The organism is Pseudomonas citri (genome assembly GCF_025336485.1).
Taxonomy (GTDB): Bacteria; Pseudomonadota; Gammaproteobacteria; order Pseudomonadales; family Pseudomonadaceae; genus Aquipseudomonas; species Aquipseudomonas citri.
This window is the reverse complement of record NZ_JAODAB010000022.1, coordinates 72,640-99,414: the sequence shown is the minus strand read 5'-3', so window position 1 is coordinate 99,414 and position 26,775 is coordinate 72,640. Positions and strand designations below refer to the sequence as shown.

Sequence of the window (26,775 nt, the reverse complement as noted above, 5' to 3'; positions counted from 1 at the left end):
CCGACCGGGATGGTGATGGTTTGACCGTTGCTCAATGTCACGACGAGAGGAGCATCCGTAACCGGAGCATTCACCGAGGCGGTATACACAACGGTGCCGCCTTCGGCGACGGTCGACGTAGCTGTCAGGCTGACCGTCGAGGTGTCGATAGTGTCGGTGACATCGGTGACCGCAGGCGTGGTGCTAGGCACCAGGTTCTCGAAATTGCCGCCCGTAGCGTTATCGATGCTGACCTCAACCTTGCCAGCGTCTTTGTAGACGTCGTCGGAAGGTGCGGCAATGGTGACGGTCCCCGTAGTCGCGCCAGCGGCGATGTTGATCACCGCGCCATTGCTCAAGGTCACGGTAACCGGTGTACCGGCTGGGTTGGTCAGCGTGGCGGTGTAGACAATCGAGCCGCCTTCGGCCACTTCGGTGGAGGCCGACAGGCTAAGGCCGGTGTCGTCCACCGAGTCAGTGATCGTGGTGACCGCAGGCGTGGTGCTCGGTACCAGGTTTTCAAAGTTGCCGCCGGTCGCGCCGGTGATGGTGGTGCTGACAGTGCTGCCGTTGTTGTAGACGTCGTTGGCCGGTGTATCGACGGCGACGGTGCCGGTGGTCTGGCCGGCAGCGATGGTGATGACCGAGCCGTTGCTCAAGGTCACGGTGACCGGGGTCTGGGCCGGGTTGGTCAGGGTCGCGGTGTAAGTGATCTGACCGCCTTCGGTGATGGTGTCGCTGGCGGTCAGCGTCAGACCGGTGGTGTCCACCGAATCGGTGATCGTGGTGACCGCTGGCGTGGTGCTTGGCACCAGGTTCTCGAAGTTACCGCCGGTCGCGCCGGTGATGGTGGTGCTGACGGTGCTGCCGTTGTTGTAGACGTCGTTGGCCGGTGTGTCGACGGCGACAGTGCCGGTGGTTTGGCCGGCAGCGATGGTGATGACCGAGCCGTTGCTCAAGGTCACGGTCACCGGGGTCTGGGCCGGGTTGGTCAATGTGGCGGTGTAGGTGATCTGGCCGCCTTCGGTGATGGTGTCGCTGGCGGTCAGGGTCAGGCCAGTGGTGTCCACCGAATCGGTGATCGTGGTGATCGCAGGCGTAGTGCTTGGTACCAGGTTTTCGAAGTTACCGCCGGTCGCGCCGGTGATGGTGGTGCTGACGGTGCTGCCGTTGTTGTAGACGTCGTTGGCCGGTGTATCGACGGCGACGGTGCCGGTGGTTTGGCCGGCAGCGATGGTAATGACCGAGCCGTTGCTCAAGGTCACGGTCACCGGGGTCTGGGCCGGGTTGGTCAATGTGGCGGTGTAGGTGATCTGGCCGCCTTCGGTGATGGTGTCGCTGGCGGTCAGGGTCAGGCCAGTGGTGTCCACCGAATCGGTGATCGTGGTGACCGCAGGCGTAGTGCTTGGTACCAGGTTTTCGAAGTTACCGCCGGTCGCGCCGGTGATGGTGGTGCTGACGGTGCTGCCGTTGTTGTAGACGTCGTTGGCCGGTGTATCGACGGCGACGGTGCCGGTGGTCTGGCCGGCAGCGATGGTGATGACCGAGCCGTTGCTCAGGGTCACGGTGACTGGAGTCTGGGCCGGGTTGGTCAGGGTGGCCGTGTAGGTGATCTGGCCGCCTTCGGTCACGGTGTTGCCTGCCGTCAGGGTGACGGTGGTGGTGTCGATGGTGTCGGTGATCTGGGTGACCGCCGGCGTGGTCGGCAGGGTTACGACGATGCCGGTGCCGCCAGTGGTGCCGGTGACGGTCACGCTGATCTGGGTTGGGTCGTTGTAGACGTCGTCGCTCGGTGCCAGCGGCACGTTGACGCTGCCGGTCGTCTGTCCGGCCGGAATGATGATCACGGAGCCGTTGGACAGGGTCACGGTCAGGTCAGTCTGGGGAGCCTGGGTGACGGTCGCGGTGTAGACCAGTACGCCACCGCCCTCGGTCAGGGTCGGTGTGGCGCTCAGGGTCAAGGTGGCGTTGAGCACCGCGTTGGCCGTGATGTTGGTGTTGGTGTCCAGGCCGTCGATGTTCGTGTCGGTGGCCGCGGCCGTAGCCAGGCCGGCCGTGGGGAAACCGACGGTAGGGTCGACGCTGCCTGCCGTGGCATCCAGCGCCACGAAGCTGTGACCGCCACCGGCGGCCCCACCGGTACCCGCGGCAGTGGCGCCAGCGGCGGTGGCTTCCAGTGCGGTCGTCGGGTCGACGCCCGCGGCGATGGCTTGTTGCAGCTCTTCTACCGAAGGCGCGGCCTGGGCTGTGGCTTGGGCCAGGTCGGTGGACGAGTCCGGCGCGCTGGCGCTCCACTGGGTGTCACGACCCAGGTCCAGGCTGCGGCCGTCACTGAGTTCCAATGTGACGGCGCCCGAAGGCCCGGTGTCCAACTGGTCACCCGTGTAGAGGCGATCGCCTTCAATGAGAACGCGCCGGATGCCCTCGGGGGATACGACGAAAACCTGCCCAACAATGCTTTTGACGACGGCAATAACACTGCTCATTGAAGACTCTCCGGGTGAAACGTTCAGTAGACTTCCATGGTCCCGCAGCCGTAGAGCGGCAGCGGTCTGGACGTTCTTGTGTCATTAGATAAGGTTGTTTTGACGCTTTTATATGTCAATTTTTTGGCTGATTTTTTTGAATTATTTGTTTGTGCCAAACTATTGACCTTCTGCCGGCCATCCTAAACAATCGCATCGCTAATGTCACATTGATATTTAAGCGGCGGCCCGTTCTTTTCGTGCATGGTTCAGTTCCTGTATCGAATTTTCCGACATACGGTCATTCCGGTTGCCATCATCCGATGCAGCGCCATGTTTCGCTGTGATCCAAGACAAGTGTTTCAGGAAGAAAACCACTATGCGTTCACCTCTGTTCATGGCTTTACCTTTCGCCCTCGCGGCCAGTTTCGTACAAGCACAAACCTTGCCGCAGGCCATGCAACAGGCGCTGGATGTGCATCCGCAAATCCAGGCCGGGGTGAACAGCCGTCTCGCGGCGGATTACCAACTCAAGGCGGCCAAGGGCGGCTACCTGCCGCGGGTGGATCTGGCGGCCGGCTACGGTCGTGAAGGCACCGACAGCGTTACCACGCGGTCGGGCAACAACGATCATTGGGAAACCCTGAACCGCAGCGAGTCGAGCCTGCGCCTGTCGCAAATGGTTTTTGACGGTTTTGCGACGTCCAGCGAAGTGGGGCGTCAACAAGCCACCGTTAATTCCCGCGCCTATTCGTTGCTGGATGCTTCCGAGCGCACTGGCCTGACCGTCGCCCAGGTCTACCTGGACGTGCTGACCCGCCGCGAGTTCGTGCGCCTGGCCGAGGACAACCTCAAGAGCCACGAGCGCATCTTCGATCAGATCAAGTTGCGTACCTCCCGTGGCGTGGGCAACGGCGCCGACCTTGACCAGGCGGAAGCGCGCGTGGCCCAGGCCCGCAACAACCTGATCACCGAGCAAACCAACCTGGCCGACGCCGAGACCAACTACCTCAGCGCCGTGGGTCAGATGCCCGATCAGCTGGAACGTCCGGCCTCTTTTATGGCGATGATGCCAGCCGACCTGAACGAAGCCCGTGCCCAGATGCTGGATAACAGCCCCGTGCTGCGTTCGGCCGAATCCGACATCGCTGCCGCCGAACAACAGTACGAAGCCGCCAAATCGAGCTTCTACCCACGTTTCGACGCCGAGCTGGGTCGCACTGCCGATAACGACCTCGATGGCCAGAACGGTCATAACAACGAGTGGCAAGCCATGCTGCGCATGCGCTTCAACCTGTATGCCGGCGGTAGCAACAAGGCGGACCTGGAGTCCAAGTCCTACCTGTCCAACCAGGCCCTGGATATCCGCAACAACGCGTTGCGCCAGCTGAACGAAGAGCTGGGCCTGGCCTGGAACGCCCTCAACAACGCCAACGCCCAAGTGCCGATTGCCCAGCAGTACGTGGATCGCAGCACCAGTGTGCGCACCGCGTACCAGAAGCAGTTCAGCCTCGGCGAGCGGACCCTGCTTGACTTGCTCGACAGTGAAAACGAGCTGTTCACCGCGTCCCGGCGCCTGGTGGAAATCAAGAACGTGCAGTTGTTCACCCAGTATCGGATCAAGGCCACCATGGGGCAGTTGCTCAAAAGCCAGGGTGTAGTCGCGCCGTTGGCATCGGTTGTGCAAAATGACGTGAAACCCAAGGTCCAGTTGCCTGGGATGAATTGAGTCCCTTTTCCCGTTTCGATCAGCAAAAGAGTGCCCAGCGTGGAATCAGAAGTCAGTCGAGTCGAACTCATCCATGATCCGCGCACGTTGCACGACGATCCGTTGCTGGACGGGTTGTTGGCACTCTGCATGCTGCATCAAAAGCCAGCCAGTGCGGCAATGCTCACCACCGGCCTGCCGCTGCCCAAGCAACGGCTGAGTGTCGAATTATTGTCGCGCGCGGCGGCCCGTGCCGGTTTGCAAGGGCGGGTGCTGCAACGCAAGCTCGAACAGATCCCGACCATCGCCATGCCGGCGCTGTTGCTGCTCAAGGACGGCCGTAGTGCCGTGTTGCTGGGCTGGGCCGGTGATGACCAGGCACGCCTGCTGCTCAGCGAAAGCGATGGCGGCGAAGTGACGGTTGACCGCCAGTTGCTGGCCGATGACTACAGCGGCAAGGTGTTCTTCGCCCAACCGCAACATAAATTTGACGTTAACCACGGCACGCTGATTCCTCGGGCGCGTTCGTGGTTTCGTGACACCCTCAAGCGTTCACGCTGGCTGTACGCCGATGCCATCGCCGCCAGCCTGCTGATCAACATCATCGCCATGGCGGCACCGCTGTTCGTGATGAACGTCTACGACCGCGTGGTCCCGAACCAGGCGGAATCGACCCTGTGGGTGCTGGCCATTGGCATCACCGGCGCCTATGTGTTCGACCTGATCCTCAAGATGCTGCGTAGCCTGTGTCTGGACCTGGCCGGCAAGAAAACCGACCTGATCATTTCGGCGACGCTGTTCGAGCGTATCGTCGGCATGGCCATGAAGTGCCGTCCGGCGCGGGTCGGCAGCTTTGCCCAGAACATCCATGAGTTCCAGAGCCTGCGCGATTTCCTCGCCTCGCTGACCCTCACCAGCCTGATCGATTTACCGTTCACCCTGCTGATCTTCATGGTTATCGCGATCCTCGGTGGGCATCTGGTCTGGATTCCGGTGCTGGCGTTCCCGCTTGCCCTGTTGATCGGCTATGCGTTGCAAAAGCCGCTGGTGGCGACCATGGAGCGGACCATGGCCCTGGGTGCCGAGCGCCAGTCCAGCCTGATCGAAACCCTGGCGGGCCTGGACGCGGTGAAGGTCAACAACGCCGAAAGCGAACGCCAGTATCAGTGGGAACAGACCATCGGCACCCTCAGCCGTCTCGAGCTGCGGGTGAAGATGTTGTCCGGCCTGGCCATGAACATCACCTTGCTGATCCAGCAACTGGCGGGCGTGGTCATGATCGTCTTCGGGGTCTACCAGATCATCGCCGGTAACCTGAGCATGGGCGGGCTGGTGGCCTGCTACATGCTCAGCGGTCGCGCCCTGAGCCCCTTGGCGTCGCTGTCGGGCCTATTGACCCGTTACCAGCAGGCGCGGGTCACGATGACCTCGGTCGACCAGATGATGGAGCTGCCCCAGGAGCGCAACTTCGACGAGCGCCCGTTGAGCCGCAACGTCTTGCAGGGCGCCATTGAATGCCGCCAGTTGAACTTCACCTACCCGAACCAGCAGAACGCCGCGCTGAAGAACATCAACCTGGTGATCAAGCCGGGCGAGAAAGTCGGCATCATCGGCCGCAGCGGTTCGGGCAAGAGCTCCCTGGCGAAGTTGCTGGTGGGCCTGTACCAACCGGACGATGGCGCCCTGCTGGTGGACGGCGTGGACATCCGCCAGATCGACGTCAGTGAACTGCGCTACAACGTCGGCTACGTGCCCCAGGACATCCAGTTGCTGGCCGGTACCCTGCGCGACAACCTGACCTCCGGTGCCCGTTACGTCGAAGACGAACTGGTGCTCCAGGCCGCGGAACTGGCGGGCGTGCATGAGTTTGCGCGCCTGCATCCGCAAGGTTATGAGCTGCAAGTCGGCGAGCGTGGACAGAACCTGTCCGGCGGCCAGCGCCAGAACGTCGCCCTGGCCCGCGCCCTGTTGCTCAACCCGCCGATCCTGCTGCTGGACGAACCCACCAGCGCCATGGACAACACCGGTGAGGAACGCTTGAAACAGCGCCTGGCCGCCGTGGTGGAAAACAAGACCGTGCTGCTGGTGACGCACCGGGCATCGCTGCTGTCGCTGGTGGACCGCCTGCTGGTGATCGACCGCGGGCAGATCCTCGCTGACGGCCCGAAAGCTGCCGTCATGGAAGCGCTGAAGAAGGGGCAGATCAGTGTTGCTTAAGTCCGGTTTCAAGGATTCCGTGGGCCGTTATTTCAAAGGCTCTGCCTCGTTGCACGGCCAGCCGCTGCCCGAGGTCAACAAGGCGCTGATCGAGGACGCGCCGCGGGTGGTGCGCTTGACGATCTGGGGCATCATCGGCTTCTTCGTGTTCCTGGTGGCGTGGGCCAACTTCGCCGTGATCGATGAGGTGACCAAGGGCGACGGCAAGGCGATTCCGTCGTCCAAGATCCAGAAGATCCAGAACCTGGAAGGCGGTATCGTCGCCGAGCTGTTCGTCAAGGAAGGGCAGATCGTTGAAGCCGGCGCGCCGCTGATTCGCCTGGACGACACGCGTTTTGTCTCCAACGTCGGGGAAACCGAGGCCGATCGCCTGGCGATGGTGCTGCGGGTCGAACGCTTGAGCGCCGAGGTTGAGGATCGGCCACTGAATTTCCCGGCGGACGTGCTCAAGGCCGTGCCCGGCCAGGCGGCCAGCGAACAGTCGTTGTACATCAGCCGCCGCCAGCAGTTGCATGATGAAATCGGCGGCTTGCAGGAGCAGTTGGTCCAACGCCAGCAGGAACTGCGCGAGTTCATTTCCAAGCAGGCGCAGTATCGTTCCGGCCTGGCGCTGCAACGCCAGGAAATCAACATGTCCGAGCCTCTGGTGGCCCAGGGCGCGGTGTCGCCGGTGGAAGTGCTGCGACTCAAGCGCGCCGAAGTCGAAACCCGTGGGCAACTGGACGCCACGACGCTGGCGATTCCCCGCGCCGAGTCGGCGATCAAGGAAGTGCAGCGCAAGATCGACGAGACCCGCGGCAAATTCCGCAGCGAAGCCCTGACCCAGCTCAACGAGGCGCGCACCGACCTGAACAAGGCCCAGGCCACCGGCAAGGCACTGGAAGACCGGGTGAGCCGGACCCTGGTGACGTCGCCGGTACGCGGCATCGTGAACAAGATGCTGGTGAATACCATTGGCGGCGTGATCCAGCCCGGCAGCGACCTGGTGGAAATCGTGCCGCTGGACGACACCCTGCTGGTGGAAGCGAAAATCCGTCCCCAGGACATCGCCTTCCTGCATCCTGGCCAGGACGCCACGGTGAAATTCACCGCGTACGACTACACCATCTATGGTGGGCTGAAAGCCAAGCTGGAACAGATCGGTGCCGACACCATCACCGACGAAGACAAGAAAACCACCTACTACATCATCAAGCTGCGCACCGAACGCAGCCACCTGGGCACCGATGAAAAACCGCTGCTGATCATCCCCGGCATGGTGGCTTCGGTGGACATCATCACCGGCAAGAAAACCGTGCTCAGCTACCTGCTCAAGCCGATCATCAAGGCCCGGGCCGAGGCGTTGCATGAGCGGTAGCGCCGAATAGTCCGATCCAGCGGCACCTTTTGTGGCGAGGGGGATTTATCCCCGTGATGTGGGAGCAAAGCTTGCTCGCGAAACAGGCGCCTCGGTTTTTTGAAAGACCGCGTCGCTTTCATCGCGAGCAAGCTTTGCTCCCACAGATTGGAGCGGTGCAAAACTCGATACCATATCGTTATTCAATAACGGTATTTAAATTTAGATTCTTATATCTATAAAGTCACTCCCCTGCGTACCTGCCGACCAATCGGCGCGCCGCACGACACAAACCCATACGGTTACGCCGTGAGTTTTGATCGATGCGCGCCTGTGAAGCGCGCCGTGCGTGGGAGTGATATATGCCAGCCGTCTCTTATTCTTCAGAACCAATCCTTGCGCCGCAGTCGGTCGATATCCGCCCGTTCAGCGGCGCTGTGGGTGCCGAGATCCTCGGCCTCGACCTGTCGCGGCCAATTAGCGACCAGGACTTCGCACGGATCCACCGTGCCCATCTGGACCATCATGTGGTGGTGTTTCGCGACCAACACATCACCCCGGAGCAACAAATTGCCTTCAGTCGCCGCTTTGGCGTCCTGCAGATCCATGTGCTCAAGCAGTTCCTGCTGAGTGGCCACCCCGAAATTCTCATCGTCTCCAACATCATCGAAAACGGCCAATCCATTGGCCTGGGCGATGCTGGCAAATTCTGGCATTCGGACCTTTCCTATAAAGAACTGCCCAGCCTTGGCTCGATGCTCCATGCCCAGGAGCTGCCGAGTGAAGGCGGCGACACGTTGTTTGCCGACATGCACAAGGCCTGGGATGGTTTGCCCGAGGCGTTGCGCAAGGTCGTCGAGGGCCGTTCGGCGGCGCATTCCTATACGGCGCGCTACAGCGAAACCAAATTCGAAGGCAACTGGCGTCCGACGCTGACACCGGAACAACTGGCCCAGGTCGCCGAGGTGGTGCACCCGATCGTGCGCACCCACCCGGAAACCGGGCGCAAGGCGCTGTTCGTCAGTGAAGGCTTCACCACCCGCATCGTCGGCCTGCCGGAGGACGAAAGCACCGCGCTGCTGGCCGAGCTGTACGCCCACAGTGTGCTGCCGCAGAACATCTATCGCCATCAATGGCAGCCCCACGACCTGGTGTTCTGGGACAACCGCTCGCTGATCCACCTGGCGGCCGGTTGCCCGAGTCATCTGCGCCGCAAGTTGTATCGCACCACCATCCAGGGCGACGCCCCTTTCTGATCGGCCGCGCCTCGCGCGTAGAGCCCGGAGAATCACCATGTCCAAACGCATTGCTTTTGCACCGCTGGCCGCCGCCATCGGTTTGGTGTTCAGCCTGTTGGCCAGCAGCCTGATGGCGCCGGCCAGCGCCCACGCCGAAGGCGAGATCCGTATCGCCGAGCAGTTCGGCATCGTTTACCTGTTGCTCAATGTGGTCCGCGACCAGCAGTTGATCGAGAAACACGGCAAGCAGGAAGGCATCGAGATCAAGGTCGATTGGACCCAACTGTCCGGTGGCGCGGCGGTCAACGATGCGCTGCTGTCGGGCTCCATCGACATCGCCGGGGCTGGCGTCGGGCCGCTGCTGACGATCTGGGACCGCACCCTGGGCAAGCAGAACGTCAAGGCCGTGGCCTCCCTGGGCAACTTTCCCTATTACCTGCTGAGCAACAACCCCAAGGTCAAGACCCTCGCCGACTTCACCGAAAAGGACCGTATCGCGGTGCCGGCGGTGGGGGTTTCGGTGCAGTCGCGGTTCCTGCAATACGCTGCCGCGAAGCAATGGGGCGATCAGGATTTCAATCGCCTCGACAAGTACACCCTGGCCGTCCCGCACCCGGACGCCACGGCGGCATTGATTGCCGGCGGCACCGAGTTGACCGGGCACTTCTCCAACCCGCCGTACCAGGACCAGGCGCTACAGAATCCGAACGTGCATGTGGTGCTCAATTCTTACGATGTGCTGGGGCCGAACTCGCCCACCGTACTGTTCGCCACCGAGAAATTCCGCAATGAAAACCCGAAGACCTACAAGGCCTTCGTCGAGGCCCTGACCGAAGCGGCCGAGTTTGCCCAGAAAGACAAAGGCGCGGCGGCGGACACCTACCTGCGAGTCACCCAGGCCAAGATCGACCGTGCCACCTTGCTGAAAATCATCGACAACCCGCAGATCGAATTCAGCGTCACGCCGAAGAACACTTATCCACTGGCCGAATTCCTCTACCGCGTCGGCGCGATCAAGAACAAGCCGGCGTCATGGCAAGACTATTTCTTCCAGGACGCCAAACCGTTGCAGGGGAGCTGATTGCCATGAATGCGTGTTTGCAAGGCCACGCGGCCAGCAACTTGGCCACTGACACGGCGTTGTTGTCGGTGGAGAACGTCTGCCTCGAATACCGCACCCCGCAGCGAGTGGTGCGGGCCACCCATCAAGTGAGTTTCGAAGTCGATCCGGCGGACCGTTTTGTGCTGCTTGGCCCATCCGGTTGTGGCAAGTCCACGTTGCTCAAGGCCATTGGCGGTTTCATCGCACCTTGCGAAGGACAGATCCGCTTGCAAGGGCAAATCGTCAGTGCGCCGGGGCCGGATCGGATCGTGGTGTTCCAGGAGTTCGATCAGTTGCCGCCGTGGAAAACCGTCAAGCAGAACGTGATGTTCGCGCTGCTGGCGTCGGGCACCCTCAGGCGTCGCGAGGCCGAGGAGCGGGCGCTGCACTATCTGGACAAGGTTGGCTTGGCGGCGTTTGCCGATGCCTATCCCCACACTTTGTCGGGCGGCATGAAGGCCCGCGTCGCGATTGCCCGGGCATTGGCGATGCAGCCGAAGATCCTGCTGATGGACGAACCCTTCGCCGCCCTCGACGCCCTGACCCGGCGCAAGATGCAGGAAGAACTGCTGCTGTTGTGGGAAGAGGTGCGCTTCACCTTGCTGTTCGTCACCCACTCCATCGAAGAGGCGTTGGTGGTGGGCAATCGCATTCTGCTGCTGTCGCCGCATCCGGGGCGGGTGCGGGCGGAAATCCATAGCCATCAATACGATTTGCACAGCCTCGGAGGCGGGGCGTTCCAGCACACGGCGCGGCGGATTCATTCTTTGCTGTTCGATCAAAGCCAGTCGCCGGACGCCAAGCATGAGCTGGGTTTTGCCGACATTCGTATCGCATATTGAAGGAGGTATTTCATGAGCCATTTCTCGCCCGTGCGCGAAGAATACGAAGTCGACCTGCAGCCCCTGGCCCACGTGCCACTGGAGCGGGAATTACCCTTGGGCCTGCGTCTGTGGCAACAGGGTTGGCTGCGCAAAAGCTTGATCCTGGTGTTGCTGGCCTTGGTGTGGGAGGCCGTGGCCCGTTATCAGAACAATGACCTGCTGCTGCCGGGCTTCCTGCAAACCGCCAGCGCCTTGTACGACGGGCTGCTCAGTGGCGAGCTGTTGGGCAAGGTGTGGATTTCCCTGGTGGTGTTGCTCAAGGGCTACCTGCTGGGCATCGTCCTGGCGTTTGGCCTGACGACCCTGGCGGTGTCGACGCAGTTGGGGCGCGATCTGCTCAGTACGTTGACGTCGATGTTCAACCCGTTGCCGGCCATCGCCTTGTTGCCGCTGGCGTTGTTGTGGTTCGGGCTGGGGCAGAACAGCCTGATTTTCGTGCTGGTGCATTCGGTGCTGTGGGCATTGGCGGTGAACATGTACGCGGGGTTTCTCGGCGTGTCGGAAACCCTGCGCATGGCCGGGCGCAATTACGGCCTCAAGGGGCTGTGTTTCGTGCTGTTCATCCTGATCCCGGCGGCGCTGCCGTCGATCCTCGCCGGGCTGAAAATCGGCTGGGCCTTCGCCTGGCGCACGCTGATCGCCGCCGAACTGGTGTTCGGCGCCACCAGCGGTAAGGGAGGCCTGGGGTGGTACATCTTCCAGAACCGTAATGAGCTGTACACCGACAAGGTGTTTGCCGGGTTGGCGGTGGTGATTCTGATTGGGTTGATGGTGGAGAACCTGGTGTTCGATTCGCTGGATCGGGTGACGGTGAAGCGTTGGGGAATGCAGCGCTGATCCGTTCTGAAGTAATACTCTGAACCCGTGGCGAGGGAGCTTGCTCCCGCTCGGCCGGTCTTTCCATTAGACTTGCAGTCCTTCAGCAAACCCTCAGGACACGGAATGCCAGTCCCCTCCAGCCCCCTTCGCAAAGCCCTGGTCGCTTGGTTGTATGCCGCAGCCCTGATGCATTTATTCGCGGGCGTCACGCTGGCGTGGGCCGGTCATTCAGGCTTGCTCGACGGCTATCTGAATACCATTGAACAGGCGTTCTGGGGGGCCGACACCGTGCCCGCTACAGCCCGCGCGCAGCAAGTCTGGTGGCTGGCCTTGTTCGGCGCCACGTTGCAAAGCTATGGGCTGTACATGCTCGCCCTCGTGCACATCGGCCATCGATTGAAAAGCCGCATGGCCTGGGGATGGCTGATCGTCGGCATCCTGCTGTGGGCGCCCCAGGACATGTGGATTTCTGCCCAGGCACGGGTCTGGTCGCATCTGTGGCTCGACGGCCTGGCACTGCTCGTACTGCTGCCGCCGCTGGTCTGGCTCTATCGCCACGACCGCCGTACCTCCCTGACTGACAACGCGTCGAGTAACTCCAACCATGGCTGATTCTTCACTGCTGGACTGGGCGATCATGCTGTTGATCGCCCAGGCGATCCTGGGTGCGCTGGATACCCTGTATCACCACGAACTCACCGTCGCCTTGCCCTATCGCCACAGTGCTCGACTGGAACTTTCCATCCATGCCCTGCGCTCATGCTTCTACGGGATCCTGTTCCTGGGCATTGCCCATCTGGCCTTCCAAGGCACATGGGCGATGGTCATCGCGTTGCTGTTCGCGCTGGAGGTCGGCCTTACGCTCTGGGACTTCGTGGTCGAGGATCGCAGCCGCAAGTTGCCGCCCATCGAGCGCATCATGCATACGGTGTTGGCGGTCAATGGCGGCGCCTTCTTCGCGCTGTACGGGGTGCAACTGGCGCAGTGGGGAGGTTTGCCGACCGGCCTGGGCGCGATTGACCTGGGCTGGCGTGGCTGGCTGCTGACCTTGTTCGCCCTCGGGGTCACGGCCTCGGGGATTCGCGACGGGTTGGCCGCGCTGCGCATGCAGCGCGAGGGCAAGCCCACCAATCCGTTTGCCGGTGGCGCTTACAAGCGCGTGCTGGTCACGGGCGGCACCGGGTTTATCGGCGAGACCCTGGTCAATCAACTGCTCGACGCCGGGCACACGGTCAGCGTGTTGGCCCGCGATCCGTTGAAAGCCGCCTATCTGTTCGACGGCCGCGCCCGGTGCCTGCGCTCGCTGGGCAAACTGGGCCATGACGAAACTTTCGATGTGGTGATCAACCTGGCGGGCGCGCCGGTGGCGGGGCCGCGTTGGAGCCCCAGGCGCCAGGCGCAACTCATCGCCAGCCGGGTCAATACCACCGAGGCATTGATGGCTTGGCTGAAAAACGCCCGGCACAAACCGGCGCTGTGGATCCAGGCCTCGGCCATCGGCTTCTACGGCGTGCGTGATGCCAGCGAAAGCCTCGATGAAAGCGCCAGCCGAGGCGAGGGCTTCATGGCTGAACTCTGCGCGCGTTGGGAGGCCTCGGCATTGCCTGCCACCGAGCTGGGTGTGCGGCAGGTGGTGATGCGCCTGGGCGTGGTGTTTGGCCCGGGCGGGGCGCTGCTGCCGTTGCTGATTCCGTTTCGCCTGGGCTTCGGCGGACGCATGGGTGATGGTCGGCAGATCATGAGTTGGGTGCACCGCGACGACGTGATCCAGGTGATCGCCCGGGCATTCACCGATGACAACCTGAGCGGTACCTACAACCTGGTGGCGCCAGAAGCGGTCAGCCAGGCGCTGTTCGCCGAACGTGTCGGCAAAAGGCTCAAGCGCCCGGTGTGGTTCCACATTCCTGCCGCGCCGGTGCGTGCCTTGGCCGGTGAGATGGCCCAGTTGTTCTTCGACGGCCAGCGGGTGGTGCCCAACCGTCTCATCGAGGCCGGCTATACGTTCCGTTACCCGACGCTCGACGCTGCCCTGCGCGACCTGGCCTGAGGAGCGCCCATGAGCAAGCCCCGGATGTACCTGCTGGCCGGCAACGGCAGCGCCGCCGATTGGTGGGACGACGCGTTGCCGCATTTTCAACACCACGACGTGGTGCCGTTGGAGCTGCCGGGCTTCGGCAACAACCCGCAAGCCCCTTGCGAGGACCTGGCGGCCTACGCCCGAGCGTTGCTGGCGGCAACGGTCAAGGGCAGCGCGATCATGGCGGTCGGAGTCAACGCCTTGCTGGTGCTGCACGCCTTGCAACGCCAGCCGGGACACTTTTGCCGCAGTGTGTTGCTGGCGCCAGTGGGGGCGTTCTTGTGGCAGCGGCGACTGCCGGCGTTGATGTCGCCGCTGCCGATTCGCAAGACCATCCACTGGCTGCTGGCGAACAAGCCGACGCTGTTTGCCCGCAAATTCTCCCGCCAGGCCTGGACGCCCGCGCAATACCAGCGCATGGGTGCCGGGTATGCGCGCTGCCGGGCGTTTGTGCCGCACTGGGACCTGGTGCGCGCTGACACAGTGTTGCCGCTGCTGGAGTGGGTCACTGACCCGGTCGAGCTGGTCTGGGGCGATCAGGACAAGGTGCTGGGCATCGAACAGGCCGCAGCATGGTCCGCCATTCTTGCCCGCGCCGACTTGACCATCAGCCTGAAGCCCGGCTGGGGCCACTATCCGTGGATCGACTCACCCGCCGAGTTCGCCGCGTGGCTGGAGTCGGGCGAGCGGGGCTTCGTTGCGCACACCAAGGGCGGGCGCTTGCGTCTGGCGGCCCTGGCTGGGCAGCCGGTGCCTGCGGCGTTGTCCCTCAACGATTGCCATGATCGGCGTCTGCCGGGCTTCCTGGACAGCCAGCCGGACGCTGTCTGGGCGGTGCGTTCCTCCAGTTATGGGGAGGACCAGGCTGATGCGGCCAACGCGGGTTTGAGCACGACGTACCTGCGTGAACCGACGCACAACGTAGCGGCGCGCATTGCCGAATTGACCGCGGCGGGTGTCGAGGAAGTGGTGGTGCAGCGTTTCATCACGCCACGGCTGTCCGGCATCGCATTCGTGCGCCACCTGTCAGTCGAACTGGAGTGGGTCGAAGGTCACCTGGAATCGTTGGCCGATGGCAAGGTAAGCCCCGAGCGCGCGATTATTTCCCGCCTCGGTGCGGCGTGGCGTAGCGATTCATTCAAGCCTGCCCACGGCCTCACTGCCGACGCGCTATGGCGCTTCCTGCAAGGCGTGCTGCGGGTCTTTCACTACGTGCCCGGTGATGTCGAGTGGGCTTGGGACGGCACGCAACTCTGGCTGCTGCAATACCGACCGATCAGCGACTACGGCTGGCGCCGGCACCTGACCGCCGCCAACATCGCCGAGATCCTGCCACCGCAACCCAGCGTGTTGGTGGAGTACGCCCAGCGCCGTGCGGCAGCGAGCATTCCGGCGATCATGGCGCGCTGGGATTCACGGGTATTGCAGGACAACGAACCATTCACGGCCGTGTTTGGCGGCGCCTCGTATATCAACAATGACTTGTTCCTCGCCCGGCTCGCCGATTGGGGCATCAATGCCAGCAGCTACGCGGGTGAAGTGGGTGGCGCGACACCGCACCTGCCTTGGCGGCCCCTGCGTTTGTTGCGTTCGCTGCCGGTGTTCCTGCGCATGCAACGCAGCGCTCGCGGGCATTTGCTCACGCTGGAAAACGGCTTGCGCGGTTTCGACCGCGAGCTGCATGAGCTAACCGGACAAGGTGCCAGCGGCCAACAACTGGCCGACTGGTTCACCCGGTTCTACGTGTTCGTGGTGCAGGGCAACTTGTGCATCGCCAGCGCCTTGGCCAGCAGCGGCGGCGATTGGTTGGGACGACCGCCGACCGCCTATGACAACCTTGAACACAGCCCTCATCGCCTGCCGTGGGAAACCGACCCGGCCACGCCGCGCCCGGCACCGACGGCGCTGCCCCTGCAAGCATTTCCACAATGGCCGCTGGCGATTCGCCTGGCCCATGGCGCCGGCCTGCCGGGGTTGCGTGGTTACTACTTGCAGGTGCGTGAATGGTATCGCGACAACCTGATGCGGATTTTCTTCCGCCTGCACCACGGGATGCCGGCCATTGACCGCGAGCATTGGTTTGCACCGCACCCGGACATCCGCAGCCGCGACGGCAGCTTCTGGCAAGACGGTCGTGAAGGCACCGAACAGGCGAGCGGTTTCCTGATCTACCCGGGCCAGACCCAAGGCATCCTGGGTCAGGACATTTTGCTGGAAGACACCTTGGACCCCGGTCGTCACGCTCACTATCAAGGCGCCCGGGCGGTGATTGCGCGCATGGGGGGACGCCTGTCCCATGGCTCGACCTTGTTGCGTGAATTGCGTAAGCCTTCGGCGGTGCTGCCGCGGGTGGATGCAGCATGGTTGGGGCGGGAAGTGCTGTATCGCGACGGTGAGTTGACGTTGGTGGAATAGCTCGATGGAGCGCTCTCGTTGATCTGCTAGCATTGCGTCCAGATCAATTGTGACAAGGGATAGGTGCTCTGTATGCAGCTGCCGGACATGAACCTGCTGGTCGCCCTCGATGCCTTGCTGGACGAAGGCAGTGTGGTCGGCGCGGCGCGGCGGATGAACCTCAGTCCCGCGGCCATGAGCCGCACCCTGACGCGAATCCGCGAGGCCGTGGGTGATCCGATCCTGGTACGCGCCGGTCGCGGCCTGGTGCCCACGCCCAAGGCCGTGGCCTTGCGCGAGCAGGTGCGCGACGTGGTGGAAAGGGCCGCGCTGGTGTTCCGCTCGGCCGATACGGTGGACTTGGCTACCTTGCGGCGGCGCTTCAGCATCCGCGCCAACGATTTTTTCGTCGGCGTATACGGCGGCAAGCTGTTCGACACGCTCGAACGCCAGGCTCCCCATTGTGAGCTGCGCTACGTTCCGGAAGGCGACGGTGATGATGACGCCCTGCGCGAAGGGCGGATCGATCTGAACATCAGCAACACCCGGCCGGTGATGCCCGAAGTGAAGGTGCAGAATCTGTTTTCCACGCACTTCGTGGGCCTGGTGCGCGAAGGCCATCCCTTGCTCGACGGTGAAATCACGGCCGAGCGGTACGCCGGATTTTCCCATATCAGCATGTCCCGGCGCGGGATTGCCCGCGGGCCTATCGACACGGCGCTCAACGCCCTGGGCCTGGAGCGACGCGTGGCCGTCATCGCGCCGAGTTTCCACGCGGCGATGTTCGCCTTGCCCGATTCCGACCTGATTCTGCCCGTGCCCAAGGAGGCGCTGCTGAGCGTCAAGCGCCTGGGACTGCGCCTGTGCTCGTTCACCCTGCCGATCCCGCTGCCGACGCTGATGCTGACCCAGGCCTGGCACCCGCGCTACGACAACGACCCGGCCCACCGCTGGCTGCGCGAAACCCTCAAGGCTTGCTGCGAGGAAACCTGGCAGGCGGCGCAGCCGGATTGACCATTCGCAGCTCAAGCCAGGATCGAAATCATTGCGCTGGATGCACTTATAAGCTGCCGATAAGTCACTTTTTGTAAGCTCTCACGGTTTTTAAACTGCTCCGGTATTTTCTTCCCGGAGTGGTTGCTTGCCATGACATCCCTCACCACAGCAACGTTACCGGCGGCCACTGCCGCGCCGTCGGCGTTCGGTCCGCGGATCATCATCGGCCTGGTGGGCGTGTTGCTGGCAGTGCTGGTTTCAGGGCTCAACGAGATGGTCACCAAGGTCGCCTTGGCCGACATTCGCGGGGCGATGGCCATCGGGTACGACGAGAGCACCTGGCTGGTGGCGTGTTATTCCGCGACATCGGTGGCTGCCATGGCTTTCGCGCCGTGGTGCTCGGTGACCTTTTCGCTGCGTCGCTTCACGCTGTGGGCCATTGGCCTGTTTACCGTGTTGGGGATGCTGTGCCCGTTCGCGCCCAATTACGAAAGCCTGCTGCTGATGCGCACCCTGCAAGGCCTGGCCGGCGGTGCGTTACCGCCGATGCTGATGACCGTCGCCCTGCGTTTCCTGCCGCCCGACGTGAAGCTCTATGGCCTGGCCGGTTACGCCCTCACGGCCACGTTCGGCCCTGGCCTGGGCACGCCTTTGGCCGGGCTGTGGACCGAGTACCTTGGCTGGCAGTGGACCTTCTGGCAAATCATCGTGCCTTGCCTGATCGCCATGGCCGCGGTGGCCTACGGCCTGCCCCAGGATCCGCTGCGCCTGGAGCGCCTCAAGCCATTCAACTGGCGTGGCCTGCTGCTGGGCTTCCCGGCGATCTGCCTGTTGGTGATCGGCGTTTTGCAAGGCAATCGGCTGGACTGGTTCGAGTCGAGCCTGATCTGTGCCCTGCTGGGTGGCGGGGTGATTTTGCTAGTGCTGTTCATGATCAACGAAAGGTCGCAGCCGGTGCCGTTTTTCAAGCTGCAGATGCTCGGTATCCGTAACCTGAGCTTTGCCTTGATCACCTTGGCCGGGGTGTTGGTGGTGCTGATGGCGGTGATCATCATCCCCTCCAGCTACCTGGCCCAGGTCCAGGGCTATCGTCCGCTGCAGACCGCGCCAATGATGCTGTTGATGGCGCTGCCGCAGTTGCTCGCGCTGCCGTTGGTGGCGGCGCTGTGCAACCTGCGCCAGGTCGATTGTCGCTGGGTGCTGGGCATTGGCCTGGGCATGTTGGCGCTGTCGTGCATCGGTGGTTCGCAACTGACCTCGGCGTGGATTCGCGACGACTTCTACGTGTTGCAGTGGTTGCAGATCTTCGGCCAGCCGATGGCGGTGCTGCCGCTGCTGATGCTCTCGACCGGCAGCATCTCGCCAATGGAGGGCCCGTTCGCTTCGGCGTGGTTCAACACGGTCAAGGGCCTGGCCGCCGTGATTGCCACGGGTGTGCTGGACGTGCTGACCACAACGCGCCTGCATTTTCATTTCACCCTGCTGGTGGACAGCCTCGGCAATGCTCCGCTCGTTGACGGCGATAGTGCCGGCCTTGCCCGTCGTCTGCATGAGCAGGCCTCGGTGCTGACCTCCTCCGATCTTTACCTGTGCATGGCGGGTGTCGCGCTCGCCCTGATCCTGCTTGTTTTGTGGTTGCCGACGCGGATCTATCCGCCTCGCGCGCTACGTTGAATCCGGAAGGTTTTTCATGACGACTCAATCAAAAAAACAGATGGCCCTCGCCCTGGCGGCGATCCTGGTATTCGGTGCGCTGGTGTATCCACTGGCGTCCGGCAAGCGCGTGCAACAGAGCACCAACGATGCCTTCGTCTCGGCGGACTACACGCTGGTGGTGCCGCGGGTGGCGGGCTTTATCAAAGAGGTGCTGGTGGAGGACAACCAACAGGTCAAGGCCGGACAATTGCTCGCGCTGATCGACGACCGTGACTTGCGCGCGGCCGCCCAGGCCGCCGATGCCCAGACCCTGGTGGCGCGTGCCCAACTGGAGAATGCCCGGGCGACCCTGGAGCGCCAGGCGTCGGTCATCGCCCAGGCCCAGGCCAATGTGGTGGCGGCCAAGGCGGAAATGGCCTTTGCCGAGCACGAACGCAATCGTTACCAACATCTCGCCGGGGTGGGCGCCGGGACCGTGCAGAACGCCCAACAGGCGCAGACGCGGATCGACCAGGCCACCGCCCGGTTGGCGAACGCCACGGCGGTACTGGCGGCCGAGCGCAAGCAGGTGGAGATTCTCACGGCCCAGCGCGATGCGGCCGAAGGTGGGCTGAAACGGGCCCAGGCGGCGTTGGAAATGGCCAGCTACGAGCTGTCGTACACCCGCATCGTTGCGCCCCAGGACGGCATGGTGGGTGAGCGGGCGGTGCGGGTTGGGGCCTACGTGACGCCGGGTAGCAAGATCCTTGCGGTGGTGCCGCTGGCCAAGGCTTACGTGGTCGGCAATTTCCAGGAGACCCAGCTCACCGATGTGCAACCGGGCCAGCGGGTGAACGTGCGTGTCGACAGCTTCGGTGGTGAAGCGTTGCACGGTCGAGTCCAGAGTATTGCCCCGGCCACTGGCGTAACTTTCGCCTCGGTCCGGCCGGACAATGCCACCGGCAACTTCACCAAAGTGGTGCAGCGCATACCGGTGAAGATCGTGCTGGACCCGGGCCAACCCCTGGCCGAGCGGTTGCGGGTGGGCATGTCGGTGGAGGCGAGTATCGATACCGCCAGCTCGGCGACGGATGTGCGCGAGGTGGTGCAGCGATGAACAACTCTGTAGGCCGCCGGTGGCCGTCCCTGTCCTTCGGCACTCTGCTTATCACACTCCTGTCTGCCTGCACCGTCGGCCCCGATTTCCAGCGGCCCGAAGTGCAGCCCATCGACCAATGGTCCACACCGCGCACCGCGGCGGCCAGCCAGGTGGTCCCGGCGCAGATGAATGAGCGCTGGTGGGAAGTTTTCAATGACCCGACGCTGACGGCGCTGACCCGCCGTGCCGTGACCGACAACCTGGACCTGAAGCTCGCCGGCAGTCGCTTGCAACAAAGCCGTGCCGCGCGCCAGGTCATCACCTCGGCGCAATACCCGAACACGTCCGCTACCGGCAGTTATGCACGCAAGCGCAACAGTGGCGAGGGGTTGAACGACCCATCGGGGCATGGCGGCGATTCGGCCTTCAACCTGTGGGATGCGGGTTTTTCCGCGTCCTGGGAACTGGACCTGTGGGGGCGGGTGCGCCGCGAGGCCGAAGCGGCGGAGGCCAACGTTGAAGTGGCGCAGAACGATCGTCGCGGGGTGCTGCTGGCGGTGCTCGCCGAGACAGCCCAGGACTACCTGCAATTGCGCGGCGTACAAAGTACCCGCGCCGTCACCGAGCAGAACCTCGAGGTGGCGCGCCGTAGCCTGCGGTTCACGCAATTGCGCCTGGCCGACGGTGTCGCCACGGACCTGGACGTGGCCGAAGCGGCGGCCCAGGTCGCCGCCGTCGAGGCGCGCTTGCCGGCGTTGCAGCAGCGCCAGTCGCAACTGATCAATGCCCTGAGTTTGTTGGTGGGCCAGCCACCGCAAGCGTTGCAGGCCGAACTGTCCAGCGACGCACCGGTGCCCCAGGCACCCCGTCAAGTCGCCATCGGCCTGCCGTCGCAGCTGGCCGAACGCCGCCCGGACATCCGCCAGGCCGAGGCCCGACTGCACGCCGCCACCGCCGGCATTGGCGTAGCCAAGGGCGACTTCTACCCGCGCATTACCTTGTCGGGCAATGTCGGTTCACAAGCCATGCAGCTCAGCGATTTCGGCTCCTGGGGCTCGCGTGCGTTCGGCATCGGCCCACAGTTCAGCCTGCCGCTGTTCGACGGCGGACGCCTGCGAGGCATGCTGCACCTGCGCGAAGCCCAGCAGCAGGAGGCCGCGACGGCCTACCAACAGACGGTGCTCAAGGCCTGGCACGAAATCGACGACCAACTGAGCGCGTACAACGCCAGCCAGCTGCGTCGCGACAGCCTCGCCGAGGCCGTGCGCCAGAACCAACTCGCCCTGCGCACCGCGCAGCAACAGTACGTGGAAGGCGTGGTCGACTTCGTCACCGTCCTCACCGTGCAGGGCGCCTTGCTGGCGACCCAGGAACAACTGGTCGACAGCTCGACGAGCGTGTCGCTGGCCATGGTCGGGCTGTACAAGGCGTTGGGTGGGGGATGGGAGTCGGTATATCCGGTGACGGGTGGCGCTACCAGTAATCCGGCTTGATGGCGAGGGCCTTATGGGTAGGCACTCGGTCTGGGAATTGGTGGGACCGGAGTTCGTCGCAGGTGACAACGCGACGTGTCCGCCAATAGCCCGTAGAACAGGTTATAGCCGTCGATAAAAAAAGCGGTGCGCACAAACTCAATCCCCAGAAACGAAAAAACCGGCCGAAGCCGGTGTTTTCACCCCAACGGCCAGAGAACCAAATCTCTGCGTACGAGGTTGAGCAGTGGGTGAATCCTAAGACGGGCTTGATTCTTCGTCAATCCCGGGTAGGTATGCTCCAGCATCGGCGAGGAGAGTGTTGTGTGCTTATACGACGAAGGGTCAAGGCGTTTTTGGTCCAGATTGTCAGGGACTATTGCAGTTATGACCCAACGGAACGGCGTTCTTTGGTCGATGCAAGAACGCCATCCCCCAAAGCCGCTTTGAAACGAACGGAAGCTCCTAATCCATTGTGGGAATTGATACCGATCGACGTCAGTAAAAAAAACCACGAGCTTTTGGTCCAATCCCCACCGTTTTTGAAACAAGAGATTTCCCCTCTTCAAGGCAACTCCCTTGACGCCCCCCGCCGCTGTCGTAGACTCCGCCCATCCGTCAGGGAGTAGCGGTCATGGGACGTTTGAGTAGTTGGGTTGTGGGATTGACCTTGGTAACGTGCGGTGTCCAGGCGCAAACGCCTGTGGCAGACGATCCATTGCTCGGCAACAACGTCACCGCCAGTGCCTCGGGCGGCAACGAGGCGCGGGGGGTGTTGCGGGCGCGGGACCAGGCGGTGCTGGCCAGTGAGCTGGCCGGGCGCATCGTCGAGTTGCCGTTCAGTGAAGGCGAGTCGTTCAAGAAGGGCGATACCCTGGCGCGTTTCGATTGCTCGGCGTACCAGGCCCAGCTCAACGCCGCCCAGGCGGCCAGCCGTGGCGCCAGTGAAGAGTTGGCCCATAACCGGCAACTGGCGGAGTTGAAGTCGGTCGGGCGTTTCGAAGTGTCGCGGGCCGAGGCGCGGGTCAGCGAGGCGCAGGCGCAGTCCCAGGTCTATCAAGTGCAGGTCAAGCGTTGCAGCGTGATCGCACCGTTCGATGGGCAAGTGGTGGCGCGCAAGGTCCAGCGCTATGAAAGCGTCGCGGCCGGCGCGCCGTTGCTGGATGTGGTCGACAATCGCACCTTGGAAATTCATCTGCTGGTGCCGTCACGCTGGATGGACCGGCTCAAGCCCGGCCAGCCCTTTACCTTTGTTCCCGATGAAACCGGCAAGCCGTTGCAAGCGACGGTCAAGCGCCTGGGCGCGCGCATCGACGAGGGTAGCCAGACCCTGCTGCTGGTGGCGAGCGTGCCGGACGCCAGCGGTTTGCTGTCCGGCATGAGCGGTACGGCGCGTTTTGCGGAGCCCAAGTGAACGCGCCGATATCGGGCAGCGCCGAGCAGGTGTTTGCCCGCTTCCTCGACCTGGAGCGCCAGACCCGGGCGGCGCGTACGCCGGCGCAATTGAGCTACAGCCTGGTCAATGATGGCCAGGGGTTGTTCGGGTTTCGCCATGCCGCGCTGTTGATCGCCGGCAAGGTCCAGGCTGTGACCGGGGTCAGTGCCGTGGAGCCGAATGCGCCGTTCGTGGCGTTTGTCGAGCAAGCGGTGGCGCAGTTGTTCAAGCAAGGGGTCCTGAATCAGGCCCGGGTGATTGGCGCCGATGGGGTCAGCGAATCCGTCCGGACGGACTGGCGAAGCCTGTCGGCCGGGCACGTGTTCTGGCTGCCATTGATTGACCATAAGGGCCAGGTATTTGGCGGCTTATGGCTGGCCCGCGATCTGCCATGGGCCCCCTCCGAACAAGTCTTGCTGTCGCAACTGGGCGACACCTACAGCCACGCCTGGCTGGCCTTGCAACCGCGCAAACCCTGGCGCCTGCGTTGGACGCGCAAACGCCAGGTCGCGCTTGTGGCGGCGCTGTTGCTGGGCTTGCTGGTGCCGGTGCGCCAGTCCGTGCTGGCCCCCGCCGAAGTGGTGCCGCTGGGCGGCCAGGTGGTGGCGGCGCCGCTGGACGGGGTGATCGCCGAGTTCCTGGTCAAACCCAACCAGAGCGTCAAGAACGGTGACCTGTTGTTGCGCTTCGAAAGCACCAGCCTCAAGGCCCAGGCCGATGTCGCGGAGCGGGCGTTGGGGGTGGCGGAGGCGGAGCTCAAGGCCAATTCCCAGCGGTCGTTCGTCGACGCCGAATCGAGTTCGAAGATTGACCTGCTGGCCGCCCGCGTCGAACAGAAACGCGCCGAGCGCAACTACGCCATCGAGTTGCTCAAGCGCAGCGAGGTCCGCGCCGAGCGGGACGGCATTGCGGTGTTCGCCGATGCCGAGCGCTGGCTCGGCAAACCGGTGCAGACCGGCGAGCGGCTGATGGAAATTGCCGATCCGAACCAGGCCGAGTTGCGCATCGAGCTGGCGGTGGGCGATGCGATTGCCCTGGCGCCGGGAGCGCAGGTGGCGTTGTTCCTCGACAGCGATCCGTTGCAGCGGCACGTGGCCTGGCTCGAACGTTCGGCCTATGAAGCGCAACCCACTGCCGCCGGGCAACTGGCGTATCGGCTGGATGCGCGCTTCGATGCCACGGCGCCGCGCATCGGCCTGCGGGGCACGGCGAAGATCTTCGGCGATCGCGCACCGCTGGCGCTGTACCTGTTGCGCCGCCCGTTGGCCGGGCTGCGCCAGAGCGTGGGCCTGTAGCATGAGCCCGCTGCCGAACCTGCGGCCAGACCTGCAATTGTCCGCAGCGGCCCCGGACCCGGACGGCTCGCCGCAATGGACCCTGGCCGATCCGGTGCGCGGGCGTTATTTCAAGCTGGGCGCGGCGGCGATGCGCATGTTGCGCCATTGGTCCCTGGGCGATCCGGAGCAAGTGCTGCAAGCGGCGAACCGTGAGCCGGGCTTGCCTCTTACCGGCGAGTCGCTGGAACAGTTGCTGGGCTTTTTGCGCGGCCACGACCTGATCAGCGCGACGGACCCGCAACAGCGCGGCAGTTATGGCGTGAAGGCTGCCGCACAGCGCCAGAGCCTGTGGCAGATCCTTCTTCATCAATACCTGTTTTTCCGTATTCCGCTGTGGCGTCCGGATGCCTTCCTCAATCGTGCCTGGCCTTGGTTGGTGCGGTTCGGCCCGATGCTCCTGCGTTATGGCCTGCCACTGACGCTGGGCCTCGGGATTTTCCTGGTGTCGCGGGACTGGCAACGTTTCGTCGCGACATTCCCGCACTTGTTCAGCCTGGGCGGCGCGATGGCGTTCGGGGTGGCATTGCTCTTTGCCAAGCTTTGCCACGAATTTGGCCATGCGTTCATGGCCAAGCGCGCCGGTTGCCGGGTGCAGAGCATGGGCGTGGCGTTCATGGTGTTGCTGCCGATGTTCTATACCGATGTCAGCGACGCCTGGCGGATCAAGGATCGTCGGGCCCGTTTGCTGATCGGTGCCGGTGGGGTGCTTGCCGAGTTGCTGCTGGCGTGCATTGCGCTGTTGGCCTGGTCGCTGCTGCCGGACGGGCCGGCGCGCACCGCGGCGTTCATGTTGGCCAGTGCAACCTGGATCACCACGTTGATCATCAACCTCAACCCGTTCATGCGTTTTGATGGTTATTTTTTGCTCAGTGACTTCTGGGCGGTGGATAACCTTCAAGGACGGGCGTTCGCCCTGTGTCGCTGGCGCTTGCGCGAGCTGTTGTTTGGCTATGGCGTGGCGGCGCCGGAACCCTGGTCAGCGAAGATGCGCCGTCGTTTGCTGGCGTGGGGATACGGTTCCTGGTTGTGGCGCGCGGCGCTGTTCTTTGGCATTGCCCTGGCGGTCTATCACCTGTTCTTCAAGGTGCTGGGTATCTTCCTGATGCTGGTGGAATTGGTGTGGTTCATTTTTATGCCCATCGTGAATGAATGGCGACAATGGTGGTGTCGACGGGAGCAGGCCCACGGCCCGCGCGTATTGCTGACCGGCCTGGTATTGCTTGGCCTGGTGCTGGCGCTGCTGTTGCCCTGGCGCAGCGCCGTGGAGATGCCGACCCTGCTCGAAGCCGGGCGCGCCAGTGCCCTGCATGCGCCGGTGGCGGCGCGGGTCAAGCAGGTGAACGTGCACGACGGCCAGGTCGTGGCCCAAGGCGAGGTGTTGATTGAATTGGAGTCGCCGGACATGGCCTCGCGCCTGACCATCGTGCGGCGGGAAATCGAGATCCAGCAATTGCAGATGCGTCGTCAGGCCGGGCGCAGCGAAACCGCCGCCGACGCCGGCATCGTCGAACAGCGATTGGCCGAGGCGGTGGCCGAGTACCGGGGCCTGGTCGCCCAACGTGAGCGCTTGCTGCTGCGAGCGCCCCACGCCGGCCAGGTGCGCGACCTGCTGCCGCAATTGTCGGTGGGGCGTTGGCTGTCGCCCACTCAGCCGCTGGCGCGAGTGGTGCAGGACGATTCCCGGTTGCGCGGCTACCTGACCGAAGCAGAGCTGTGGCGGGTCGAACCCGGTGCCACGGGGCGGTTCATCGCTGACGATCCTATGCATCCGTCGATTGCGGTGCAGCTCAATGAGATCGACACCAACGGCGTCGCCTGGGTCGAGCAACAGGCGCTGACCTCCGATCATCATGGGCCGATTGCCGTGCGCCGCGATTCGCAGCAACGGGCGGAACCGGTGCAGGCGCAGTATGGCGTGCGCCTGAGTGTCGTTGACGGTACCCGGGCGCCGGTACAGCCGCTGCGCGGGGTGGTGGTGTTGCAGGGGCAGGGTGAGTCGGTATTGGGCGCGGCGTGGCGTCGATTGGTGGCGCTGGGTGTCAGGGAAAGCGGTTTTTAAGGAGCGGACATGGAATCAGTGGCGGCAGAAGGGTTGGTGGTGCGTCCCTCGCGGGTCAGCGATGGGCCATTTTTGCAGAGCCTTTACCAGGCAGCGCGGCCGGATCTGCAATGGATCGACGGCGAGCATGAACACGTGCAGCAGGTGATTGCGCAGCAGTTCCTGGTGCAGGAACAAGGGCTGGGGGAAAATTTTCCCAACGCCATGCATTACATCGTGGAAAAACTCGGCACGGCCATCGGCGCCTTGAGCACCGATTTCGGCCCCAATGAAATCCGCGTCTTGTACCTGGCCTTCATCCCCCAGGCCCGCGGGCAGGGGTATGGCCGGGCGGTGTTGCAAGGGGTACAGAAAGCCGCGCAACAGGTGCGTTGCCCGGTGGCGACTGTGGTCTGGAGCAGCAACCCCCATGCGCGCCAGCATTACCTGGCGCTGGGCTTCGAAGTGCAGGAACGCAACCCGGCGGCGGAGCGGTTGGTGTGGTATCCGAAAGGCAATTGAGCGGAGGACCGTGGGAGCGAGC

19 protein-coding genes are annotated in these 26,775 nt (G+C 63.4%); 18 read left to right on the top strand and 1 reads right to left on the bottom strand.

Annotation, left to right across the window (positions count from 1 at the left end; translation table 11 throughout):
* A partial coding sequence (locus tag N4Q37_RS21240; RefSeq protein WP_260961570.1) for a retention module-containing protein occupies nt 1-2,465 on the bottom strand: 2,465 nt, incomplete at its 3' end.
* Nucleotides 2,466-2,823: 358 nt separating this feature from the next.
* Here N4Q37_RS21240 and N4Q37_RS21235 point away from each other — a divergent pair.
* The 18 genes from N4Q37_RS21235 to N4Q37_RS21145 all read left to right on the top strand — a co-directional run bounded on the left by N4Q37_RS21235 (nt 2,824) and on the right by N4Q37_RS21145 (nt 26,753).
* Nucleotides 2,824-4,173, top strand: coding sequence for a TolC family outer membrane protein (locus N4Q37_RS21235; protein ID WP_260961569.1), 1,350 nt, complete (start codon nt 2,824-2,826; stop codon nt 4,171-4,173).
* A gap of 39 nt (nt 4,174-4,212) precedes the next feature.
* Nucleotides 4,213-6,369, top strand: a complete 2,157-nt coding sequence (locus tag N4Q37_RS21230; protein WP_260961568.1) for a type I secretion system permease/ATPase — start codon at nt 4,213-4,215, stop codon at nt 6,367-6,369.
* Nucleotides 6,359-7,726 (top strand): HlyD family type I secretion periplasmic adaptor subunit, encoded by a 1,368-nt coding sequence (locus N4Q37_RS21225; RefSeq protein WP_260961566.1) that lies wholly within the window; start codon nt 6,359-6,361, stop codon nt 7,724-7,726. The genes N4Q37_RS21230 and N4Q37_RS21225 overlap by 11 nt, the downstream gene beginning before the upstream one ends.
* Nucleotides 7,727-8,067: 341 nt before the next feature.
* A complete protein-coding gene (locus N4Q37_RS21220; RefSeq protein WP_260961565.1) occupies nt 8,068-8,961 on the top strand; it encodes a TauD/TfdA dioxygenase family protein in 894 nt (297 codons plus the stop codon).
* Nucleotides 8,962-8,998: 37 nt separating this feature from the next.
* Entirely contained in the window at nt 8,999-10,024 is a 1,026-nt protein-coding gene (locus N4Q37_RS21215; protein ID WP_260961564.1) for an ABC transporter substrate-binding protein, read from the top strand.
* A 5-nt stretch (nt 10,025-10,029) separates the two neighbouring features.
* Complete coding sequence (locus N4Q37_RS21210) at nt 10,030-10,887, top strand: ABC transporter ATP-binding protein (protein WP_260961563.1); 858 nt, start codon at nt 10,030-10,032, stop codon at nt 10,885-10,887.
* A gap of 12 nt (nt 10,888-10,899) precedes the next feature.
* Nucleotides 10,900-11,766, top strand: coding sequence for an ABC transporter permease (locus N4Q37_RS21205; protein ID WP_260961562.1), 867 nt, complete (start codon nt 10,900-10,902; stop codon nt 11,764-11,766).
* A gap of 105 nt (nt 11,767-11,871) precedes the next feature.
* Complete coding sequence (locus N4Q37_RS21200; RefSeq protein ID WP_260961561.1) at nt 11,872-12,360, top strand: cell division protein; 489 nt, start codon at nt 11,872-11,874, stop codon at nt 12,358-12,360.
* Nucleotides 12,353-13,795 (top strand): TIGR01777 family oxidoreductase, encoded by a 1,443-nt coding sequence (locus N4Q37_RS21195; protein WP_260961560.1) that lies wholly within the window; start codon nt 12,353-12,355, stop codon nt 13,793-13,795. The genes N4Q37_RS21200 and N4Q37_RS21195 overlap by 8 nt, the downstream gene beginning before the upstream one ends.
* A 9-nt stretch (nt 13,796-13,804) precedes the next feature.
* Nucleotides 13,805-16,240: an alpha/beta hydrolase gene (locus N4Q37_RS21190; protein WP_260961559.1), complete on the top strand. Its 2,436-nt coding sequence runs from the start codon at nt 13,805-13,807 to the stop codon at nt 16,238-16,240.
* A gap of 72 nt (nt 16,241-16,312) precedes the next feature.
* Nucleotides 16,313-17,233, top strand: a complete 921-nt coding sequence (locus N4Q37_RS21185) for a LysR family transcriptional regulator (RefSeq protein ID WP_260961558.1) — start codon at nt 16,313-16,315, stop codon at nt 17,231-17,233.
* A gap of 132 nt (nt 17,234-17,365) precedes the next feature.
* Nucleotides 17,366-18,889 (top strand): MFS transporter, encoded by a 1,524-nt coding sequence (locus tag N4Q37_RS21180; RefSeq protein ID WP_260961556.1) that lies wholly within the window; start codon nt 17,366-17,368, stop codon nt 18,887-18,889.
* Between the two features lie 16 nt (nt 18,890-18,905).
* Nucleotides 18,906-19,967 (top strand): HlyD family secretion protein, encoded by a 1,062-nt coding sequence (locus N4Q37_RS21175; protein WP_260961554.1) that lies wholly within the window; start codon nt 18,906-18,908, stop codon nt 19,965-19,967.
* A complete protein-coding gene (locus N4Q37_RS21170) occupies nt 19,964-21,442 on the top strand; it encodes an efflux transporter outer membrane subunit (RefSeq protein ID WP_260961553.1) in 1,479 nt (492 codons plus the stop codon). Before N4Q37_RS21175 ends, N4Q37_RS21170 begins: the two co-directional genes overlap by 4 nt.
* Before the next feature lie 613 nt (nt 21,443-22,055).
* A complete protein-coding gene (locus tag N4Q37_RS21160; protein ID WP_260961552.1) occupies nt 22,056-22,835 on the top strand; it encodes an efflux RND transporter periplasmic adaptor subunit in 780 nt (259 codons plus the stop codon).
* A complete protein-coding gene (locus N4Q37_RS21155; protein WP_260961551.1) occupies nt 22,832-24,151 on the top strand; it encodes an efflux RND transporter periplasmic adaptor subunit in 1,320 nt (439 codons plus the stop codon). Before N4Q37_RS21160 ends, N4Q37_RS21155 begins: the two co-directional genes overlap by 4 nt.
* 1 nt (nt 24,152) lies before the next feature.
* Nucleotides 24,153-26,252, top strand: coding sequence for a biotin/lipoyl-binding protein (locus N4Q37_RS21150; protein ID WP_260961550.1), 2,100 nt, complete (start codon nt 24,153-24,155; stop codon nt 26,250-26,252).
* A 9-nt stretch (nt 26,253-26,261) separates the two neighbouring features.
* Nucleotides 26,262-26,753, top strand: coding sequence for a GNAT family N-acetyltransferase (locus tag N4Q37_RS21145; RefSeq protein WP_260961549.1), 492 nt, complete (start codon nt 26,262-26,264; stop codon nt 26,751-26,753).
* Nucleotides 26,754-26,775 lie beyond the last annotated feature (22 nt).

Bases quoted from the DNA above. Each gene is read 5' to 3' on its own strand.
- N4Q37_RS21235 (WP_260961569.1), top strand. From the start codon at position 2,824: ATGCGTTCACCTCTGTTCATGGCTTTACCTTTCGCCCTCGCGGCCAGT.
- N4Q37_RS21200 (WP_260961561.1), top strand. From the start codon at position 11,872: ATGCCAGTCCCCTCCAGCCCCCTTCGCAAAGCCCTGGTCGCTTGGTTG.
- N4Q37_RS21195 (WP_260961560.1), top strand. From the start codon at position 12,353: ATGGCTGATTCTTCACTGCTGGACTGGGCGATCATGCTGTTGATCGCC.
- N4Q37_RS21170 (WP_260961553.1), top strand. From the start codon at position 19,964: ATGAACAACTCTGTAGGCCGCCGGTGGCCGTCCCTGTCCTTCGGCACT.
- N4Q37_RS21145 (WP_260961549.1), top strand. From the start codon at position 26,262: ATGGAATCAGTGGCGGCAGAAGGGTTGGTGGTGCGTCCCTCGCGGGTC.
- N4Q37_RS21215 (WP_260961564.1), top strand. From the start codon at position 8,999: ATGTCCAAACGCATTGCTTTTGCACCGCTGGCCGCCGCCATCGGTTTG.
- N4Q37_RS21175 (WP_260961554.1), top strand. From the start codon at position 18,906: ATGACGACTCAATCAAAAAAACAGATGGCCCTCGCCCTGGCGGCGATC.
- N4Q37_RS21160 (WP_260961552.1), top strand. From the start codon at position 22,056: ATGGGACGTTTGAGTAGTTGGGTTGTGGGATTGACCTTGGTAACGTGC.
- N4Q37_RS21150 (WP_260961550.1), top strand. From the start codon at position 24,153: ATGAGCCCGCTGCCGAACCTGCGGCCAGACCTGCAATTGTCCGCAGCG.
- N4Q37_RS21205 (WP_260961562.1), top strand. From the start codon at position 10,900: ATGAGCCATTTCTCGCCCGTGCGCGAAGAATACGAAGTCGACCTGCAG.
- N4Q37_RS21190 (WP_260961559.1), top strand. From the start codon at position 13,805: ATGAGCAAGCCCCGGATGTACCTGCTGGCCGGCAACGGCAGCGCCGCC.
- N4Q37_RS21180 (WP_260961556.1), top strand. From the start codon at position 17,366: ATGACATCCCTCACCACAGCAACGTTACCGGCGGCCACTGCCGCGCCG.
- N4Q37_RS21210 (WP_260961563.1), top strand. From the start codon at position 10,030: ATGAATGCGTGTTTGCAAGGCCACGCGGCCAGCAACTTGGCCACTGAC.
- N4Q37_RS21185 (WP_260961558.1), top strand. From the start codon at position 16,313: ATGCAGCTGCCGGACATGAACCTGCTGGTCGCCCTCGATGCCTTGCTG.
- N4Q37_RS21220 (WP_260961565.1), top strand. From the start codon at position 8,068: ATGCCAGCCGTCTCTTATTCTTCAGAACCAATCCTTGCGCCGCAGTCG.